Annotated in this window: 18 protein-coding genes; 7 read left to right on the top strand and 11 right to left on the bottom strand. The window is 54.3% G+C overall.

The window, feature by feature from the left end; all coding sequences use genetic code 11:
- Positions 1-55 precede the first annotated feature (55 nt).
- Genes oppB through oppF form a run of 4 tightly spaced genes read left to right on the top strand, consistent with a single transcriptional unit; the run spans position 56 to position 3,932 of the window.
- Positions 56-976 carry an oligopeptide ABC transporter permease OppB gene (oppB, locus tag DEU53_RS05255; RefSeq protein ID WP_007892378.1) on the top strand — a complete coding sequence of 307 codons (921 nt, stop codon included), beginning with the start codon at positions 56-58 and terminating at the stop codon, positions 974-976.
- Between the two features lie 15 nt (positions 977-991).
- Entirely contained in the window at positions 992-1,900 is a 909-nt protein-coding gene (gene oppC, locus DEU53_RS05250) for an oligopeptide ABC transporter permease OppC (protein ID WP_008106577.1), read from the top strand.
- 11 nt (positions 1,901-1,911) lie between these two features.
- Entirely contained in the window at positions 1,912-2,931 is a 1,020-nt protein-coding gene (locus DEU53_RS05245; RefSeq protein ID WP_110866260.1) for an ABC transporter ATP-binding protein, read from the top strand.
- Entirely contained in the window at positions 2,928-3,932 is a 1,005-nt protein-coding gene (oppF, locus tag DEU53_RS05240) for a murein tripeptide/oligopeptide ABC transporter ATP binding protein OppF (protein ID WP_101764250.1), read from the top strand. The genes DEU53_RS05245 and oppF overlap by 4 nt, the downstream gene beginning before the upstream one ends.
- 43 nt (positions 3,933-3,975) lie before the next feature.
- Here oppF and DEU53_RS05235 read toward each other — a convergent pair whose 3' ends face one another.
- Complete coding sequence (locus DEU53_RS05235; protein ID WP_196761379.1) at positions 3,976-4,305, bottom strand: HI1450 family dsDNA-mimic protein; 330 nt, start codon at positions 4,303-4,305, stop codon at positions 3,976-3,978.
- Between the two features lie 37 nt (positions 4,306-4,342).
- Positions 4,343-5,803 carry a cardiolipin synthase gene (gene cls / locus DEU53_RS05230; RefSeq protein WP_101764252.1) on the bottom strand — a complete coding sequence of 487 codons (1,461 nt, stop codon included), beginning with the start codon at positions 5,801-5,803 and terminating at the stop codon, positions 4,343-4,345.
- 162 nt (positions 5,804-5,965) lie between these two features.
- On the opposite strand from cls, the gene DEU53_RS22920 reads away from it, so the two are divergent.
- Entirely contained in the window at positions 5,966-6,139 is a 174-nt protein-coding gene (locus DEU53_RS22920) for a YciY family protein (protein ID WP_137385893.1), read from the top strand.
- A gap of 190 nt (positions 6,140-6,329) precedes the next feature.
- Here the strand turns inward: DEU53_RS22920 and DEU53_RS05225 are convergent, their stop codons facing one another.
- The gene (locus DEU53_RS05225; protein ID WP_101764253.1) at positions 6,330-6,626 is read right to left on the bottom strand and encodes a YciI family protein; all 297 of its coding nucleotides are present in this window, start codon (positions 6,624-6,626) and stop codon (positions 6,330-6,332) included.
- Between the two features lie 205 nt (positions 6,627-6,831).
- Between DEU53_RS05225 and tonB the strand changes: the two genes are divergently transcribed.
- On the top strand, positions 6,832-7,560 hold the full coding sequence (gene tonB / locus DEU53_RS05220; RefSeq protein ID WP_199559674.1) for a TonB system transport protein TonB: 729 nt from the start codon (positions 6,832-6,834) through the stop codon (positions 7,558-7,560).
- A 54-nt stretch (positions 7,561-7,614) separates the two neighbouring features.
- On the opposite strand, the gene yciA is transcribed toward tonB, so the two are convergent.
- The 4 genes from yciA to DEU53_RS05200 are packed head-to-tail and all read right to left on the bottom strand — an operon-like array spanning position 7,615 to position 9,865.
- Positions 7,615-8,034, bottom strand: coding sequence for an acyl-CoA thioester hydrolase YciA (gene yciA, locus DEU53_RS05215; RefSeq protein WP_007892397.1), 420 nt, complete (start codon positions 8,032-8,034; stop codon positions 7,615-7,617).
- A gap of 54 nt (positions 8,035-8,088) precedes the next feature.
- Entirely contained in the window at positions 8,089-8,628 is a 540-nt protein-coding gene (locus tag DEU53_RS05210) for a septation protein A (protein WP_008106564.1), read from the bottom strand.
- Positions 8,629-8,686: 58 nt separating this feature from the next.
- On the bottom strand, positions 8,687-9,421 hold the full coding sequence (locus DEU53_RS05205) for a YciC family protein (protein ID WP_110866258.1): 735 nt from the start codon (positions 9,419-9,421) through the stop codon (positions 8,687-8,689).
- A gap of 27 nt (positions 9,422-9,448) precedes the next feature.
- On the bottom strand, positions 9,449-9,865 hold the full coding sequence (locus DEU53_RS05200; protein WP_101764256.1) for a YkgJ family cysteine cluster protein: 417 nt from the start codon (positions 9,863-9,865) through the stop codon (positions 9,449-9,451).
- 246 nt (positions 9,866-10,111) lie between these two features.
- Here DEU53_RS05200 and ompW point away from each other — a divergent pair, with 246 nt between their 5' ends.
- Positions 10,112-10,744 carry an outer membrane protein OmpW gene (ompW, locus tag DEU53_RS05195; protein ID WP_064738828.1) on the top strand — a complete coding sequence of 211 codons (633 nt, stop codon included), beginning with the start codon at positions 10,112-10,114 and terminating at the stop codon, positions 10,742-10,744.
- 46 nt (positions 10,745-10,790) lie between these two features.
- Here ompW and DEU53_RS05190 read toward each other — a convergent pair whose 3' ends face one another.
- The 4 genes from DEU53_RS05190 to trpCF all read right to left on the bottom strand — a co-directional run bounded on the left by DEU53_RS05190 (position 10,791) and on the right by trpCF (position 14,766).
- Positions 10,791-11,105, bottom strand: coding sequence for a BON domain-containing protein (locus tag DEU53_RS05190; RefSeq protein ID WP_101764257.1), 315 nt, complete (start codon positions 11,103-11,105; stop codon positions 10,791-10,793).
- Positions 11,106-11,355: 250 nt separating this feature from the next.
- Positions 11,356-12,159 carry a tryptophan synthase subunit alpha gene (trpA, locus tag DEU53_RS05185; protein ID WP_110866257.1) on the bottom strand — a complete coding sequence of 268 codons (804 nt, stop codon included), beginning with the start codon at positions 12,157-12,159 and terminating at the stop codon, positions 11,356-11,358.
- Positions 12,159-13,352 (bottom strand): tryptophan synthase subunit beta, encoded by a 1,194-nt coding sequence (gene trpB, locus DEU53_RS05180; protein ID WP_101764259.1) that lies wholly within the window; start codon positions 13,350-13,352, stop codon positions 12,159-12,161. The genes trpA and trpB overlap by 1 nt, the downstream gene beginning before the upstream one ends.
- Before the next feature lie 46 nt (positions 13,353-13,398).
- Positions 13,399-14,766: a bifunctional indole-3-glycerol-phosphate synthase TrpC/phosphoribosylanthranilate isomerase TrpF gene (gene trpCF, locus DEU53_RS05175; RefSeq protein ID WP_110866256.1), complete on the bottom strand. Its 1,368-nt coding sequence runs from the start codon at positions 14,764-14,766 to the stop codon at positions 13,399-13,401.
- Between the last annotated feature and the right edge of the window lies 1 nt (position 14,767).

Raw genomic sequence — 14,767 nt, 5'->3', positions numbered from 1 at the left:
GGTGCTGCGGCACCGCCTTTTTACTTTGTGAAGCAACAGCCTGGTAGGTACGGCAATGTTAAAATTCATCCTGCGTCGGCTCCTTGAAGCCATCCCGACGCTGTTTATCCTCATCACCATCTCTTTCTTTATGATGCGACTGGCACCCGGCAGTCCATTTACCGGCGAACGTGTCCTCTCGCCGGAAGTGATGGCGAATATCGAAGCGAAGTACCATCTCAACGATCCCATTGGCAAACAGTACCTGAGCTACCTGGTGCAGTTGGCACATGGTGACTTTGGCCCTTCGTTTAAATACAAAGATTACTCGGTCAATTATCTGGTCGGCCACGCCTTCCCGGTGTCAGCCAAACTTGGTCTGGCTGCCTTCTTCCTCGCCGTGGTGCTGGGCGTAACGGCTGGCGTGATCGCCGCCTTGAAGCAAAACAGTTTGTGGGATTATGCCGTGATGGGGGTCGCGATGACCGGCGTGGTGATCCCCAGCTTTGTCGTGGCACCGTTACTGGTGCTGGTGTTTGCGATTACCTTACGCTGGCTACCAGGCGGCGGCTGGAACGGCGGCCAATGGAATTACATGTTGCTGCCGATGGTGGCGCTGTCGCTGGCCTACATCGCCAGCATCGCGCGTATTACCCGTGGTTCGATGATTGAAGTGATGCATTCAAACTTCATCCGTACCGCGCGCGCTAAAGGACTGCCATTGCGTCGTATCGTGCTGCGTCACGCGCTTAAGCCTGCCATGTTGCCGGTGCTTTCCTATATGGGACCGGCGTTTGTCGGCATCATCACCGGTTCCATGGTGATTGAATCCATCTATGGTTTGCCGGGCATCGGCCAGCTGTTCGTTAACGGGGCATTGAACCGTGACTACTCGCTGGTGATGAGTCTGACCATTCTGGTTGGCGTGCTGACCATTCTGTTTAACGCGATCGTTGATGTGCTGTACGCCGTGATCGATCCGAAAATCCGTTACTGATTGTGGAGCTCGCCCATGATGTTAAGTAAAAAAAACAGCGAAGCTCTGGATGCCTTCAGTGAAAAACTGGAAGTCGAAGGGCGCAGCCTCTGGCAGGATGCGCGTCGCCGCTTTATTCACAACCGTGCAGCCTTCATCAGCCTGCTGGTGCTGCTGGTGATCACTTTGTTCGTGGTGTTCGCCCCGATGTTGTCGCAGTTCAAATATGACGACACCGACTGGGCGATGATGTCTGCCGCGCCGGATACCGTCTCCGGCCACTGGTTTGGCACCGATTCATCGGGTCGCGACCTGCTGGTGCGTGTTGCGATTGGTGGCCGTATCTCGCTGATGGTGGGCATTGCCTCCGCGCTGATCGCGGTGCTGGTGGGCACGCTGTATGGCTCACTGGCGGGTTATCTGGGCGGTAAAATCGACTCGGTGATGATGCGTATTCTGGAGATCCTCAACTCCTTCCCGTTCATGTTCTTCGTTATCCTGCTGGTAACCTTCTTTGGTCGCAACATTCTGCTGATCTTTGTGGCGATCGGCATGGTGTCGTGGCTGGATATGGCGCGTATCGTACGTGGGCAGACGCTGGGCCTGAAGCGCAAAGAGTTCATCGAAGCGGCGCAGGTCGGCGGTGTGAGCACCTTCAAAATCGTGCTGCGTCACATTGTGCCAAACGTATTAGGCGTAGTAGTGGTGTATGCCTCGCTGCTGGTGCCGAGCATGATCCTGTTCGAATCTTTCCTCAGCTTCCTTGGCCTCGGCACTCAGGAACCGCTGAGCAGTTGGGGCGCATTGCTGAGCGATGGCGCCAACTCGATGGAAGTGTCGCCGTGGTTACTGATGTTCCCGGCAGGTTTCCTCGTGGTCACGCTGTTCTGTTTTAACTTTATCGGCGATGGCTTGCGTGATGCCCTCGACCCGAAAGATCGTTAAGGAGTTTCCCGATGACCATTCATGAATTTCAGCCAGCCCTGGCTGCACGTGCGGGAAACAATAACCTGCTGCTTGATGTAAAAGACCTGCGCGTCACCTTTAGCACCCACGATGGCGATGTCACCGCTGTGAACGACCTCAACTTTTCACTGCATGCGGGTGAAACTCTGGGCATTGTTGGCGAATCCGGCTCGGGGAAATCGCAAACCGCGTTTGCCTTGATGGGGCTGCTGGCAAAAAATGGGCGCATTGGCGGTTCAGCGAAATTTAACGGCGCAGAGATCCTCAATCTGCCGGAAAGCAAGCTCAACAAACTGCGCGCAGAGCAGATTGCGATGATCTTCCAGGATCCAATGACGTCGCTTAACCCTTACATGCGCGTCGGCGAGCAGTTAATGGAAGTGCTGAAGCTGCATAAAGGCATGAACAGCGCTCAGGCGTTCGAAGAGTCGGTGCGCATGCTGGATGCGGTGAAAATGCCGGAAGCGCGTAAGCGTATGAAGATGTTTCCGCATGAGTTCTCGGGCGGTATGCGTCAGCGTGTGATGATTGCGATGGCGCTGCTGTGTCGGCCGAAGCTGCTGATTGCCGATGAGCCGACTACGGCGCTCGACGTGACCGTACAGGCGCAGATCATGACGCTGCTGAATGAGCTGAAGCGCGAATTCAATACCGCAATTGTGATGATTACCCACGATCTCGGCGTGGTAGCGGGTATCTGTGACAAAGTGCTGGTGATGTACGCCGGTCGTACCATGGAATATGGCCGTGCACGCGATGTGTTCTATCATCCTGCCCATCCATACTCGATTGGCTTGCTGAGTGCGGTGCCGCGTCTGGATGCTAAGGAGGGCGAGTCGCTGACCACCATTCCAGGCAACCCGCCAAACCTGCTGCGCCTGCCGCAAGGCTGTCCGTTCCAGCCTCGCTGCGCCTACGCCATGGATATTTGTGCCAAGGCACCGCCGCTGGAGCCTTTCGCTGAAGGTCGCTTGCGTGCCTGCTTCAAGCCGGTGGAGGAGTTAGTATGAGCACCGTAGTCGAAGAGAAAAAAGTCCTGCTGGAGATCGCCGACCTTAAGGTGCACTTCGAGATTAAGGATGGCAAACAGTGGTTCTGGCAGCCACCGCATACCCTGAAAGCGGTCGACGGCGTCAGTCTGCGTTTGTATGAAGGTGAAACATTGGGCGTGGTAGGCGAATCAGGCTGCGGTAAATCAACGCTGGCCCGCGCCATCATTGGCCTGGTAAAAGCCACAGAAGGGCGCGTCGCCTGGTTAGGACGCGATCTGCTCGGGCAAAGCCAGGAGCAATGGCGTCAGGCGCGCAGCGATATCCAGATGATTTTCCAGGATCCGCTGGCATCGCTCAATCCGCGTATGACCATTGGCGATATCATTGCTGAACCGCTGCGCACCTATTACCCGAAGATGCCAGGCCAGCAAGTGAAGGATAAGGTGAAAACCATGATGATGAAGGTTGGGTTGTTACCTAACCTCATCAACCGCTATCCTCACGAGTTCTCGGGCGGCCAGTGTCAGCGTATTGGCATCGCGCGTGCGCTGATTCTCGAGCCGAAGCTGATCATCTGCGATGAGCCGGTATCGGCGCTGGACGTGTCGATTCAGGCGCAGGTCGTTAACCTGTTGCAGCAATTGCAGCGAGAAATGGGGCTGTCACTGATCTTTATCGCGCACGATTTGGCGGTGGTAAAACACATCTCCGATCGCGTGCTGGTGATGTATCTCGGGCATGCGGTTGAGCTGGGTACTTACGATGCGGTGTATAACAATCCGCAGCATCCGTACACCCGCGCGCTGATGTCAGCGGTGCCAATTCCCGATCCGGACCTGGAGAAGAACAAGCAAATCCAGCTGCTGGAAGGAGAGCTGCCATCGCCGATCAATCCGCCATCAGGCTGCGTGTTCCGCACCCGTTGCCCGATTGCCGGACCAGAGTGCGCGAAAACCCGGCCGCTGCTGGAAGGCAGCTTCCGTCATGCGGTCTCTTGTTTAAAAGTCGATCCGCTGTAAATGAAAACGCCGGGCGATTGCCCGGCGTTTTTTTGTCTGTCGCTTACTCGCGCCACAGGATGTGGCAGAGTTTGTGATCTTTCTCGCGGCAAAGCAGGACGCGTGCGAACACATCAGTGATCGGCTCGCCGTCGGCTTCACCTAAGCCAATCACCACTTCTGCGAAGAAGTCTGGGTTGAGATCGAAATCAACATGTTCCTGCCAGTCTTCCGCAGGATCGAACAGTTCCGCGCCACCGCGCTCTTCAAACTGCAGATTGAACAGAATAATGTCAGCGGGATCGAGATTGTCACCAGCCAGCTCAAGAAAAATATCGTAAGCCTGCTCCAGCGTTTCATCTTCAGTAAGGCGATTATTTAAATCCATGGTCATTCCTGCTTGCCCTGAGGCGGTAATATTTTCGCTCGTTTTACAGTAAAGGACTAAAGAAGTAAAACAGTCGTTCAACGATGCGTTGCCACCAGGCACGTTTAGCCCAGCGAGCACCATCCAGTAAGCGTGAGCGGGCGATGTAATCATCCTGCACGGTAGCGAGATCGCTGCCGAAGCCGTCATCATCAACCACCAGAGTGATCTCAAAGTTGAGCCACAGGCTGCGCATATCCAGATTTACCGTGCCGACCAAACTCAGCTGCCCATCAACGAGCACACTTTTGGTATGCAACAGGCCATCTTCAAACTGGTAAATCTTCACGCCGGCTTCCAGTAGTTCGGTGAAGAAGGCACGACTCGCCCAGCCTACCAGCAGCGAATCATTATGGCGCGGCACAATGATGCTCACTTCCACACCGCGTAACGCTGCGGTACAGATTGCGTGCAGCAGGTCATCGCTTGGCACAAAGTAGGGCGTGGTCATAATCAGCTGCTGACGCGCGGAGTAGACCGCTGTGAGTAACGCCTGGTGGATCATATCTTCCGGAAAGCCGGGCCCAGAAGCGATTACCTGAATGGTATGTCCGCTCTCCTGTTCGAAGGGCATCACGTTGCCATCCGGCGCGGGCGGCAGAATGCGTTTGCCGGTTTCAATCTCCCAGTCGCAGGCATACACAATGCCCATGGTGGTTGCCACCGGGCCTTCCATGCGCGCCATCAGGTCAATCCATTGTCCCACGCCGGCTTCCTGCTTAAAGAAGCGTGGATCGACCAGGTTCATGCTGCCGGTATAAGCGATGTAGTTATCGATCAGCACCACTTTACGATGCTGTCGCAAGTCCATGCGGCGCAGGAAAACACGCAGCAGGCTTACCTGCAATGCTTCAACCACGTCGATGCCGGCATTGCGCATCATATTGACCCAAGGGCTGCGGAAGAAGGTGACGCTGCCCGCTGAATCCAGCATCAAACGGCAATGTACACCGCGACGCGATGCAGCCATCAGCGATTCCGCCACTTCATCGGCCAGCCCGCCGGGATGCCAGATATAGAACACCATCTCGATATTATGCCGTGCCAGCTGGATATCACGGATCAGTGCGTGCATCACGTCATCGGAGTTGGTCAGCAACTGCAGCTGATTACCTTTCACGCCGGCGATGCCCTGACGATGGCGGCACAAATCAAACAGGGACCGCGCCACGTCGCTGTGTTCGGTGGCGAAGATATGACGGCACTGTTTGAGATCGTTAAGCCATTTGGCGGTGGAGGGCCACATGGTGCGCGCGCGTTCGGCACGCCTTTTACCTAAATGCAACTCACCAAAAGAGAGATAAGCGATTATACCCACCAGCGGTAGAATGTAGATGATCAGCAGCCAGGCCATTGCTGAGGTGACTGCGCGGCGTTTCATCAGAATACGTAGCGTGACACCCGCAATCAGCAGCCAGTAACCAAACAGCAGCAACCAACTGATTAGGGTATAAAATGTGGTCATTAAGTGGACGTCCTGTTCGCGCTTTGTTGTGCAAAGTTTACGTGCTGATCACAGGGAGTGAAACCTTTAATCGTGAATGAGGTTTCGATGAAGCTTTCGATTTGGCATTTCCTGGCAGATCTTTATAATGCCTGCCGAGTTTAGCCTGTCTGAGAGGATGTGATGAGACGCAGCAAAAATGAAGTGGCGCGCTGGAGAATGTTACGTCAGGTACACCGTCGTCGTTCTCGCTGGCTGGAAGGGCAGTCGCGTCGTTATAAGCGCATCCATACCATTCGTCATCAGGTGGCGCAGCAACATCGCCGCTCCATCCTGTTTATCTCGCAAATGGACTGATGGGTTTACGCGGCCATCATGCGCCGCGTAGCACCCGGATGACATTGACCATCTCTACTGCCGCTGCCAGCACAATTAACATCACAATGTGCTGACGAGCGTTGCGCCAGCCTTGCTGACGCCATAGCCAAAGTGCTCTGCCGATGAGAGCGAATGCTATCACCAGCAGTAAAACTGACAACCACATAGATTAGAAAACGCGTTTGAACGGTTTGACCGCGACTTTCTCATACACGCCTGCGGCAATGTAGGGATCATCCTTGGCCCATGATTCCGCGACTTCCAGTGAAGAGAATTCGGCGATGATCACGGAACCGCTGAAACCGGCCGGGCCTGGATCGTTGCTGTCAACTGCTGGCAGCGGACCCGCAGCAATCAGTCGACCTTCATCTTGCAACAGCTTCAAACGAGCAAGATGCGCGGGACGTACCGAGTTGCGTTTTTCCAGTGAATCAGCGGTATCTTCCGCATAAATGACGTAAAGCACGATGGGATACTCCCGTTAGACTTGCCGAAATTGCGTGACACGTTAAGTGATCGTTAATCAGAGTGCAAACGAAAGATAAATACGCTGTCATTCAGCGCAATCAGGGTTAAAAAAGACCTTTCTGCGGGGCGCTTGCACATCGCTTATTGAAACTGATTGCTATTTGCATTTAAAATCTGCGCTTCACTCAATGAACATGAATGATATGACCACGTTGACTACGCCTTTACCTTCACGTACCCCCATTGCTGTAATTTTATCCGTGGTACTTCACGGTTCGTTGATCGCTGGCATTCTCTATGCATCTTTTCATCAGGTGATTGAAGTTCCAAAAGCGTCCCAGCCTATCAGCGTTTCGCTGGTGGCTCCGGAAGTGCAACCCGAACCTGCGCCTGCTCAGGTCACGCCGCCGCCACCTGAACCTGAGCCGGAGCCTGAAGTGGCGCCAGAGCCGCCGAAGGTTGAGCCGGTACCGATTCCTAAGCCGGAGCCTAAGCCGAAGCCAAAACCTAAACCGAAGCCAAAGGTTGAAAAGAAGGTTGAGCCGAAACCGCGTCAGCAAGTGAAGCCGCAGGAAAATCCGTTTAAGCAGGAAGCGGCAACCACGCAGACGCGTCCAACAACCGCGCCCAAAGCCAATCCGACCGAAACGCCGAGCATTTCAGATGGTCCGAAAGCGATGAGCGTCAGCAAGCCTGCCTATCCGGCACGTGCGTTCGCGCTGCGTGTTGAGGGACGTGTGCGGGTGCAGTTTGACGTTGATAGCGACGGTCGTGTGGATAACGTCCAGATTTTGTCGGCAGAACCGCGCAACATGTTCGAGCGCGAAGTGAAGCAGGCGATGAAGAAGTGGCGTTATCAGCCAGGTCGTCCGGGCAAGAATCTCACCATGAACATCGTATTCCGCATCAATGGTGGCGCCAATATCGAATAAGCACTCGTGGCTGAGAGGCAATAAGAAAGCGGTCAGATGACCGCTTTTTTAATGTTACAGATCGCTTAAATTGCTTCTGCCGGGCGGCAACGGGCGAGATTGCCCGGTATTGTCGACGGCGACGTAAACAAACACCGCTTCGGTTGCGCAGTAGGTCTGTCCAATCGGTTCGGACGACACTTTCTTGATCCACACTTCGACGTTTATGGTCATGGAACTGTTGCCGGTGCGGATGCAGCGTGCGTAGCAGCTCACCACATCGCCAACCGCCACCGGTTTAAGGAACGTCATTCCGTCCACGCGCACGGTGACGACACGTCCTTCGGCAATCTCTTTCGCCTTAATTGCGCCGCCCATGTCCATCTGCGACATCAACCAGCCACCAAAGATATCTCCGTTAGCATTGGTATCCGCTGGCATGGCCAGGGTACGCAACACCATCTCGCCTTGCGGCGACTTATGTTTTTCGTCCATTGCTCAGTTCTTCTGCAGGTGAAGAGAAGCCCGACGCTGTCGGGCGGAGTGGCATTATTTTTGTTCTTGTTGCGGCATCTGTCGCCAGATATACACGCCGCTTAACAGAGTAAAGAGTAGGGTCAGGCCGGTCAGACCGAACACCTTAAAGTTAACCCAAAATTCCTGCGATAACCAAAACGCAACATAAATATTCGCTAAGCCGCAGGCGAGGAAGAAGATTGCCCAGGCAATGTTGAGATTGCGCCACACGCCTGAAGGCAGTTGTAACTCTTTACCCAGCATGGTTTGGATCAGCGGTTGCTTCATAAACCACTGGCTGTAGAGCAGCGCGACGGCAAACAGCGAATAGATCACCGTGACTTTCCATTTGATGAATTCATCGTTATGGAACACCAGCGTCAGCGTGCCGAATACCGCGACCAGCACAAAGGTAAAAATGGTCATCTTTTCCAGCTTGCGGTAGAGCACCCAACTGACGACCAGCGCCAGACCGGTGGCAACGATCAATGCGCCAGAAGCAACAAAGATGTCGTACAGCTTGTAGAAGATGAAGAAAACCACCAGGGGAAGAAAATCGAGTAACTGCTTCATAGCGTTTCCAAGTAGGCAGGAGCGTACAGTTATGGCGCCCGGGTGAGCGCCATAACGATTAACGTAACAGCATATACAGCCGGTACAGATAGATAATCAGTACTGCGGAGACCAGGTTACCCAGCGCGTTCAACACCACGGAGGCGATATTGGCGGGCAGCACGGTCAGCGATGAGAAGAAGAACATCAGCACAATTTTGGCCAGCAGCCACAGCACAATAGCCGGTGCGATAACCTTAATATTCTTCCAGGCGAGACGCATGCTGGCACGCATCGCGCCAATCACGCCGAGCTTCTCATTGGCGAGAATCACCGGTGCCAGTGAAAACAGGATCGCCAGAATCACGCCCGGTACCACCAGCACCATAAAGCCCAATTGAACCAGCAGGGTGATCAGGAAGGTCTGCAGCAGCAGCTTTGGCAGGATGGGCGCAGATGCGCCAATAGCGCGCAGCGCGCTGACGCGTTGTCCGCCCGATACCATTGGGATTAGAAGCAGCATGCCACCCAGCAGCAGCGTGTTGCCAATCAACGCAGCGAACGTGCCTGCAGCGGAAGCGCGCAGCAAAATACGCTGCTGATCCGGAGACATATTTTGTACCAGCTCAAACAGCGACGATGCGCTGTCATCGGACTGGCTCAACAACGAGAGCTGGTCTTCACCTGGCGTTAACGCGTGGCCGACGATCACAGTAATGAACGAGGTCAGCAGCGCCAGCAGTAAAATAGTAACCAGCTGATGGCGCAAAAAATTTCCTGTGTCACGGTATAACGAGCTTGCCGTGATAGACATGTAAACTCCTTGAAAGAACCGGATTAATTAACCCGGCGATTGTACATGTTCTACTGGCGTGCTGGCACCCGCATTGGGATAACTTTCTGTCATAACAGGTAAAGAAGGGTGAAAAAGCGCAGGAAGACCGTAGCGAGCACGGGCGCGATCGCAAGCTTCGTTCTGTTCACCGTTCTCGCCGGACATCGAAAACTCCCGACAGGGCGAAGGGCGCTGCTGATAAATACCGCAGGAGACGCAGCCGCCGACGTCGCCCTGCAGCGCAATACAGCGCGGCTGGCGTTGGTTGGTGCCGCGCATATTGCGCATAAATGGGGTTAACGGTTCGGTTAATTCAACGGGAACAGCACCGGCGCCATCATCGGCTTCGGCCCAGTAAAAAGAGACACGGAAGTGCGCGCAGCATGCGCCACAGGTCACGCAAGGATTTAGTGAATCGCTCATCTGATCGCCCGCCACCTTTAAGGTATCGAACCAAAATCACACAGGGGAAAGTTAAAATAGTCACGGCGAAAAATTTTCGCAAGCGGACTTTTATTACGCGCTGTAAAGCCAAAATTGATCTGAATCAATTCATTGTTTTTTAAGTGATTAATTTAGATTGATGCAGATGATCTTTTACCAAAAAAGGGGTAAATGTTGTGCCGCATTCAACATTGTGACCCATCTTTATTTGGCAAAGGAGTGATTATGAAACTGGCAAAATGCGCACTGCTGATGGCGCTGGCAATTCCGCAACTGGCTCTGGCTCATGAAGCCGGTGATTTCTTTATGCGTGCAGGTAGCGCCACCGTTCGTCCGACCGAAGGCTCTGACAATGTGCTGGGTATGGGCGGCTTTAACGTTAGCAACGATACGCAGCTGGGCTTGACCTTCACCTATATGGCTACGGATAACATCGGCGTTGAGCTGCTGGCTGCAACCCCGTTCCGTCATAAGGTTGGACTGGGCGCCACCGGTAATCTGGCCACCGTTCGTCAGCTGCCGCCAACCTTAATGGCGCAGTACTATTTCTTTGATAGCAAAAGTAAAGTCCGCCCGTACGTTGGCGTCGGTATCAACTACACCACCTTTTACGATGCCAAATTCAACCAAACGGGTGAGGATGCCGGTTTAAGCGACCTGAGCGTCAAAGACTCGTGGGGCATGGCGGGCCAGGTTGGTCTGGATTATCAAATCAACCGCGACTGGATGCTGAACGCATCGCTGTGGTACATGGATATTGATACCGAAGTGAAATTTAAAGCTGGCGGTGAGCAGCAAAACATCAACACGCGTATCGATCCGTGGGTGTTCTTCTTTGGTGCGGGATATCGATTCTAATCGGCAACCAGAAATGAAGCGGGCGACCAGAAGGTCGCCCGTTGTATTATTTGATCTGCATATTGTTAACCACAGATTTCACACCCGCCACGCTACGCGTTACGGCCACCGCGCGATTTGCCATCTGCGGGGAGCTGACAAAACCGCTCAGCTGAACTTTACCCTTGAAGGTTTCAACATTGATTTCGGTCGATTTCAGCGACTCGTCATTCAATAGCTGAGCCTTAACTTTGGTGGTTACCACGGTATCGTCGATGTAACCGCCAGTGCCTTCTTTGGTTGCTGTGGGTGCACACGCGCTAAGTGCCAGCGCCATTACCGCAGCCATCATAAATCCTGCAACGACTTTGAAAAATTTCATTGGTTATCTCCCTGTCTTAGATGATGTTTCGCCGCAATGGGGCGGCGCAATTAATTGTGGTCTGGAGATGCGAAATCAGCAAATCGGCGCGCGTGAAAAAGCCAGAAATAGGGCGTTTTTACCACTTATTGATCCAATCGCAGTTTTCGCTGGGCATGAAAATCTGAGAGTAGCCGGGAATTTGAGTTTGGGGATATTTTTGGCAATAGAAAGGCCTTATCCGCACCAGCGAATAAGGCCCTGAAGGATTTTAGCGGGTGGCTGCTTTCAGACTACTCACAAAGGCTTTCAGCTCGCTGAGCAGCGTTGCCGGATCATTCTGGTTACGCTCAATGATTTTCACAATTGCCGACCCGGAAATGGCACCCGCCGCACCAGCGGCGATGGCTTCTTTCACTTGGCCGGGTTCAGAGATACCAAAGCCCTGCAGCGGCGGCGCAGCGTTAAACTCACGCAGCTTTTCGATCAGGTGATGCAGCGGCAGGCTGGCACGATTTTCCGAACCGGTGACGCCTGCGCGTGACAGCAAATAGGTATAACCGCGACCGTGCGCAGCGATCTCACGCAGCAGTTCATCGTCAGCATTTGGTGGACAGATAAAGATCGGCGCCACATTGTGGCGCAGCGCAGCCTGACGAAAAGGCGCAGACTCTTCCAGCGGCACATCCGCAACCAGCACGGAATCGACGCCCACCGCTTCACACTGTGCATAAAAGTTATCGATACCTTTGCTGAACACCAGATTGGCGTACATCAGCAAGCCAATCGGCAGGTCGGGATATTTCTGGCGCACGGTCGCCAGAATTTCAAAGCACTGCGCCACGGTGGTGCCGGAAGCAAAGGCACGCAGCGTCGCGCCCTGAATGGTTGGGCCGTCGGCCAGCGGATCCGAGAACGGAATACCGAGTTCTAACGCATCCGCACCGCCTTCCACCAGGGTATCGATAATTTTTAGCGACAGTTCAGGTGACGGATCGCCGAGAGTAACGAAAGGGACAAACGCGCCTTCTTGCTGCGCCGACAGACGTTGAAACAGCTGATTGTAACGTTCCATCAGATCTCTCCCTTGGCTTTCAAAATATCGTGAACGGTGAAGATGTCTTTATCGCCGCGACCAGAAAGGTTAACCACCAGCAGCTGCTCTTTTTCCGGATTTTCGCGGATCATTTTCAGTGCATGTGCCAGCGCGTGTGAGGATTCGAGCGCAGGAATAATCCCTTCAGCACGGCACAGCTCTTTAAAGGCGCTGAGCGCTTCGTCATCGGTGATCGAAACATATTCCGCGCGGCCGATACTGTTCAGATGCGCATGCTGAGGACCCACTGACGGGAAGTCCAGACCTGCAGAGATTGAGTAGGATTCTTCAATCTGCCCCTCTTCGGTCTGCATCATCGGCGCTTTCATACCGAAATAGATCCCCACGCGACCGTGCTTGAGCGGCGCACCGTGTTCTCCGGTTTCGATACCGTGCCCCGCCGGCTCCACGCCGATCAGACCAACGCTTTCTTCTTCGATAAAATCAGCGAACATGCCGATAGCGTTCGAACCACCGCCCACGCAAGCTAACACCGCATCCGGCAGGCGACCTTCGCGCTCCAGAATCTGCGCTTTGGTCTCTTCACCAATCATGCGCTGGAATTCACGCACGATAGTCGGGAACGGATGCGGGCCAGCGGCGGTGCCGAGCATATAGTGCGCGGTTTCATAGCTGCCAGACCAGTCGCGCAGCGCCTCGTTACAGGCATCTTTCAGCGTGGCTGAGCCGCTATGCACCGGAATCACTTCCGCGCCCATCAGACGCATACGGAATACGTTTGGCGACTGACGCTCAACATCCTTGGCACCCATATAAATGCGGCACTTCATACCCAGCAGGGCACAGGCTAACGCTGACGCGACACCGTGCTGACCGGCGCCGGTTTCCGCGATGATCTCGTTTTTGCCCATGCGTTTGGCCAGCAGCGCCTGACCCAGCACCTGGTTGGTTTTGTGCGCGCCACCGTGCAGCAGATCTTCACGCTTTAGATAGAGGCGGGTTTTGCTGCCTTTAGTCAGGTTGCTGCACAGCGTCAAAGCCGTTGGGCGTCCAGCGTAGTTTTTCAGCAGGTCAGTAAACTCGGCCTGAAACTCGGGATCGCGCTGCGCTTCAACAAACGCATTTTCCAACTGGCGCAAGGCTGGCATCAGGATTTGTGGTACGTACTGGCCGCCAAACTCGCCAAAATAGGGATTCAATAACGTGGTCATTTTTTCATCTTCCTTATTCGGCCCGCGCCATGGCGGGCAAGCGAAATTAATAGGCGCGCAGCGTGCGGAATACCGCCGCGACTTTGCTGGCATCTTTAATGCCTGGCGCAGATTCTACGCCGGAGTTGAAATCGAGGCCGGCACAGCCCAGCTGCGCGGCCTCTACGCAGTTGTCAGCGCTTAGGCCACCGGCCAGCAGCACATTGCTGAGATCCTGGCCTTGCAGCAGTGACCAATCGAAACGCTGGCCGGTGCCGCCCTGGCCATTATCAAACGCGTAACGATCGACGTGCGGCCAGTCGCGCGCAGGTAACTGCTCTTTAATGCTCAGCGCTTTCCAGATTTTGGTGTCTGCTGGCAGCGCCTGACGCAATTCTGCGACGAACGCCTGATCTTCATCGCCGTGCAGCTGTACCGCAAAAAGTTTTAAACTTTCCGCTAGCGTGACAATGTCACTTGCCGCATTGTTGCGGAATACGCCAACATACTTCAGCGGGGCAGCCGCCTGCACAATCTGCGCCTGCTCGCGGCTGATTTTACGCGGTGAGCCTTCAGCGAAGATCAAGCCACCGTAAATGGCGCCGGCTTCCTGCGCTGCGCGTGCATCTTCGGCGCGGGTCAGGCCGCAGACTTTGTTATCACCGAGCAATACGCGACGCACGCCAGCGGTGAGATCGGCTTCTTCCATCAGCGCGGAGCCAATCAGGAAGCCGTTAGCGAAGTGGCTCAGCTCACGTACCTGCGCATAATTGTGAATGCCAGATTCGCTGATGACGGTGACGCCATGTCCGAGGCGCGGGGCTAACTGACGCGTGCGATTCAGGTCGATGGACAGGTCGCGCAGGTCGCGGTTATTAATGCCGACGACTTTGGCTTCCAGCGCAATCGCGCGTTCCATCTCTTCTTCATTACTGACTTCGGTCAGCACGCCCATTTTCAGGCTGTGCGCCACGGCGGCGAGCTGACGATATTGCTCATCATCGAGCACTGACAACATCAGCAAAATGGCGTCGGCCTGATAATGTCGTGCCAGATAGATCTGATACGGATCGATGATGAAGTCTTTGCACAACACCGGTTGCGTGATGGCGGCGCTAACAATCGGCAGGAACGCAAAATCGCCCTGGAAGTATTTCTCATCGGTTAACACCGACACCGCAGAAGCGTAATGACGATATACGCCAGCGATGGTGGCGGGATCGAAATCCTCGCGAATCAGCCCTTTGGAGGGCGATGCTTTTTTGCATTCCAGGATGAATACGGTGCGTGAGCCACGCAGTGCATCGTAAAAATGACGTTCCGCAGGCTGCAAATCGTTCTGGAAGGTGGCCAGCGGCTGCTGTGCTTTGCGCGCTTCAACCCAGACGGCTTTATCTTGTACGATTTTCTCTAAAACAGTGCCCTTAATACTCATC

The organism is Pantoea sp. AG1095 (assembly GCF_003208415.1).
GTDB classification, from domain to species: Bacteria; Pseudomonadota; Gammaproteobacteria; order Enterobacterales; family Enterobacteriaceae; genus Pantoea; species Pantoea leporis.
Note: the sequence above shows the minus strand (reverse complement) of the source record. Positions and strands in the feature narration are given on the sequence as shown.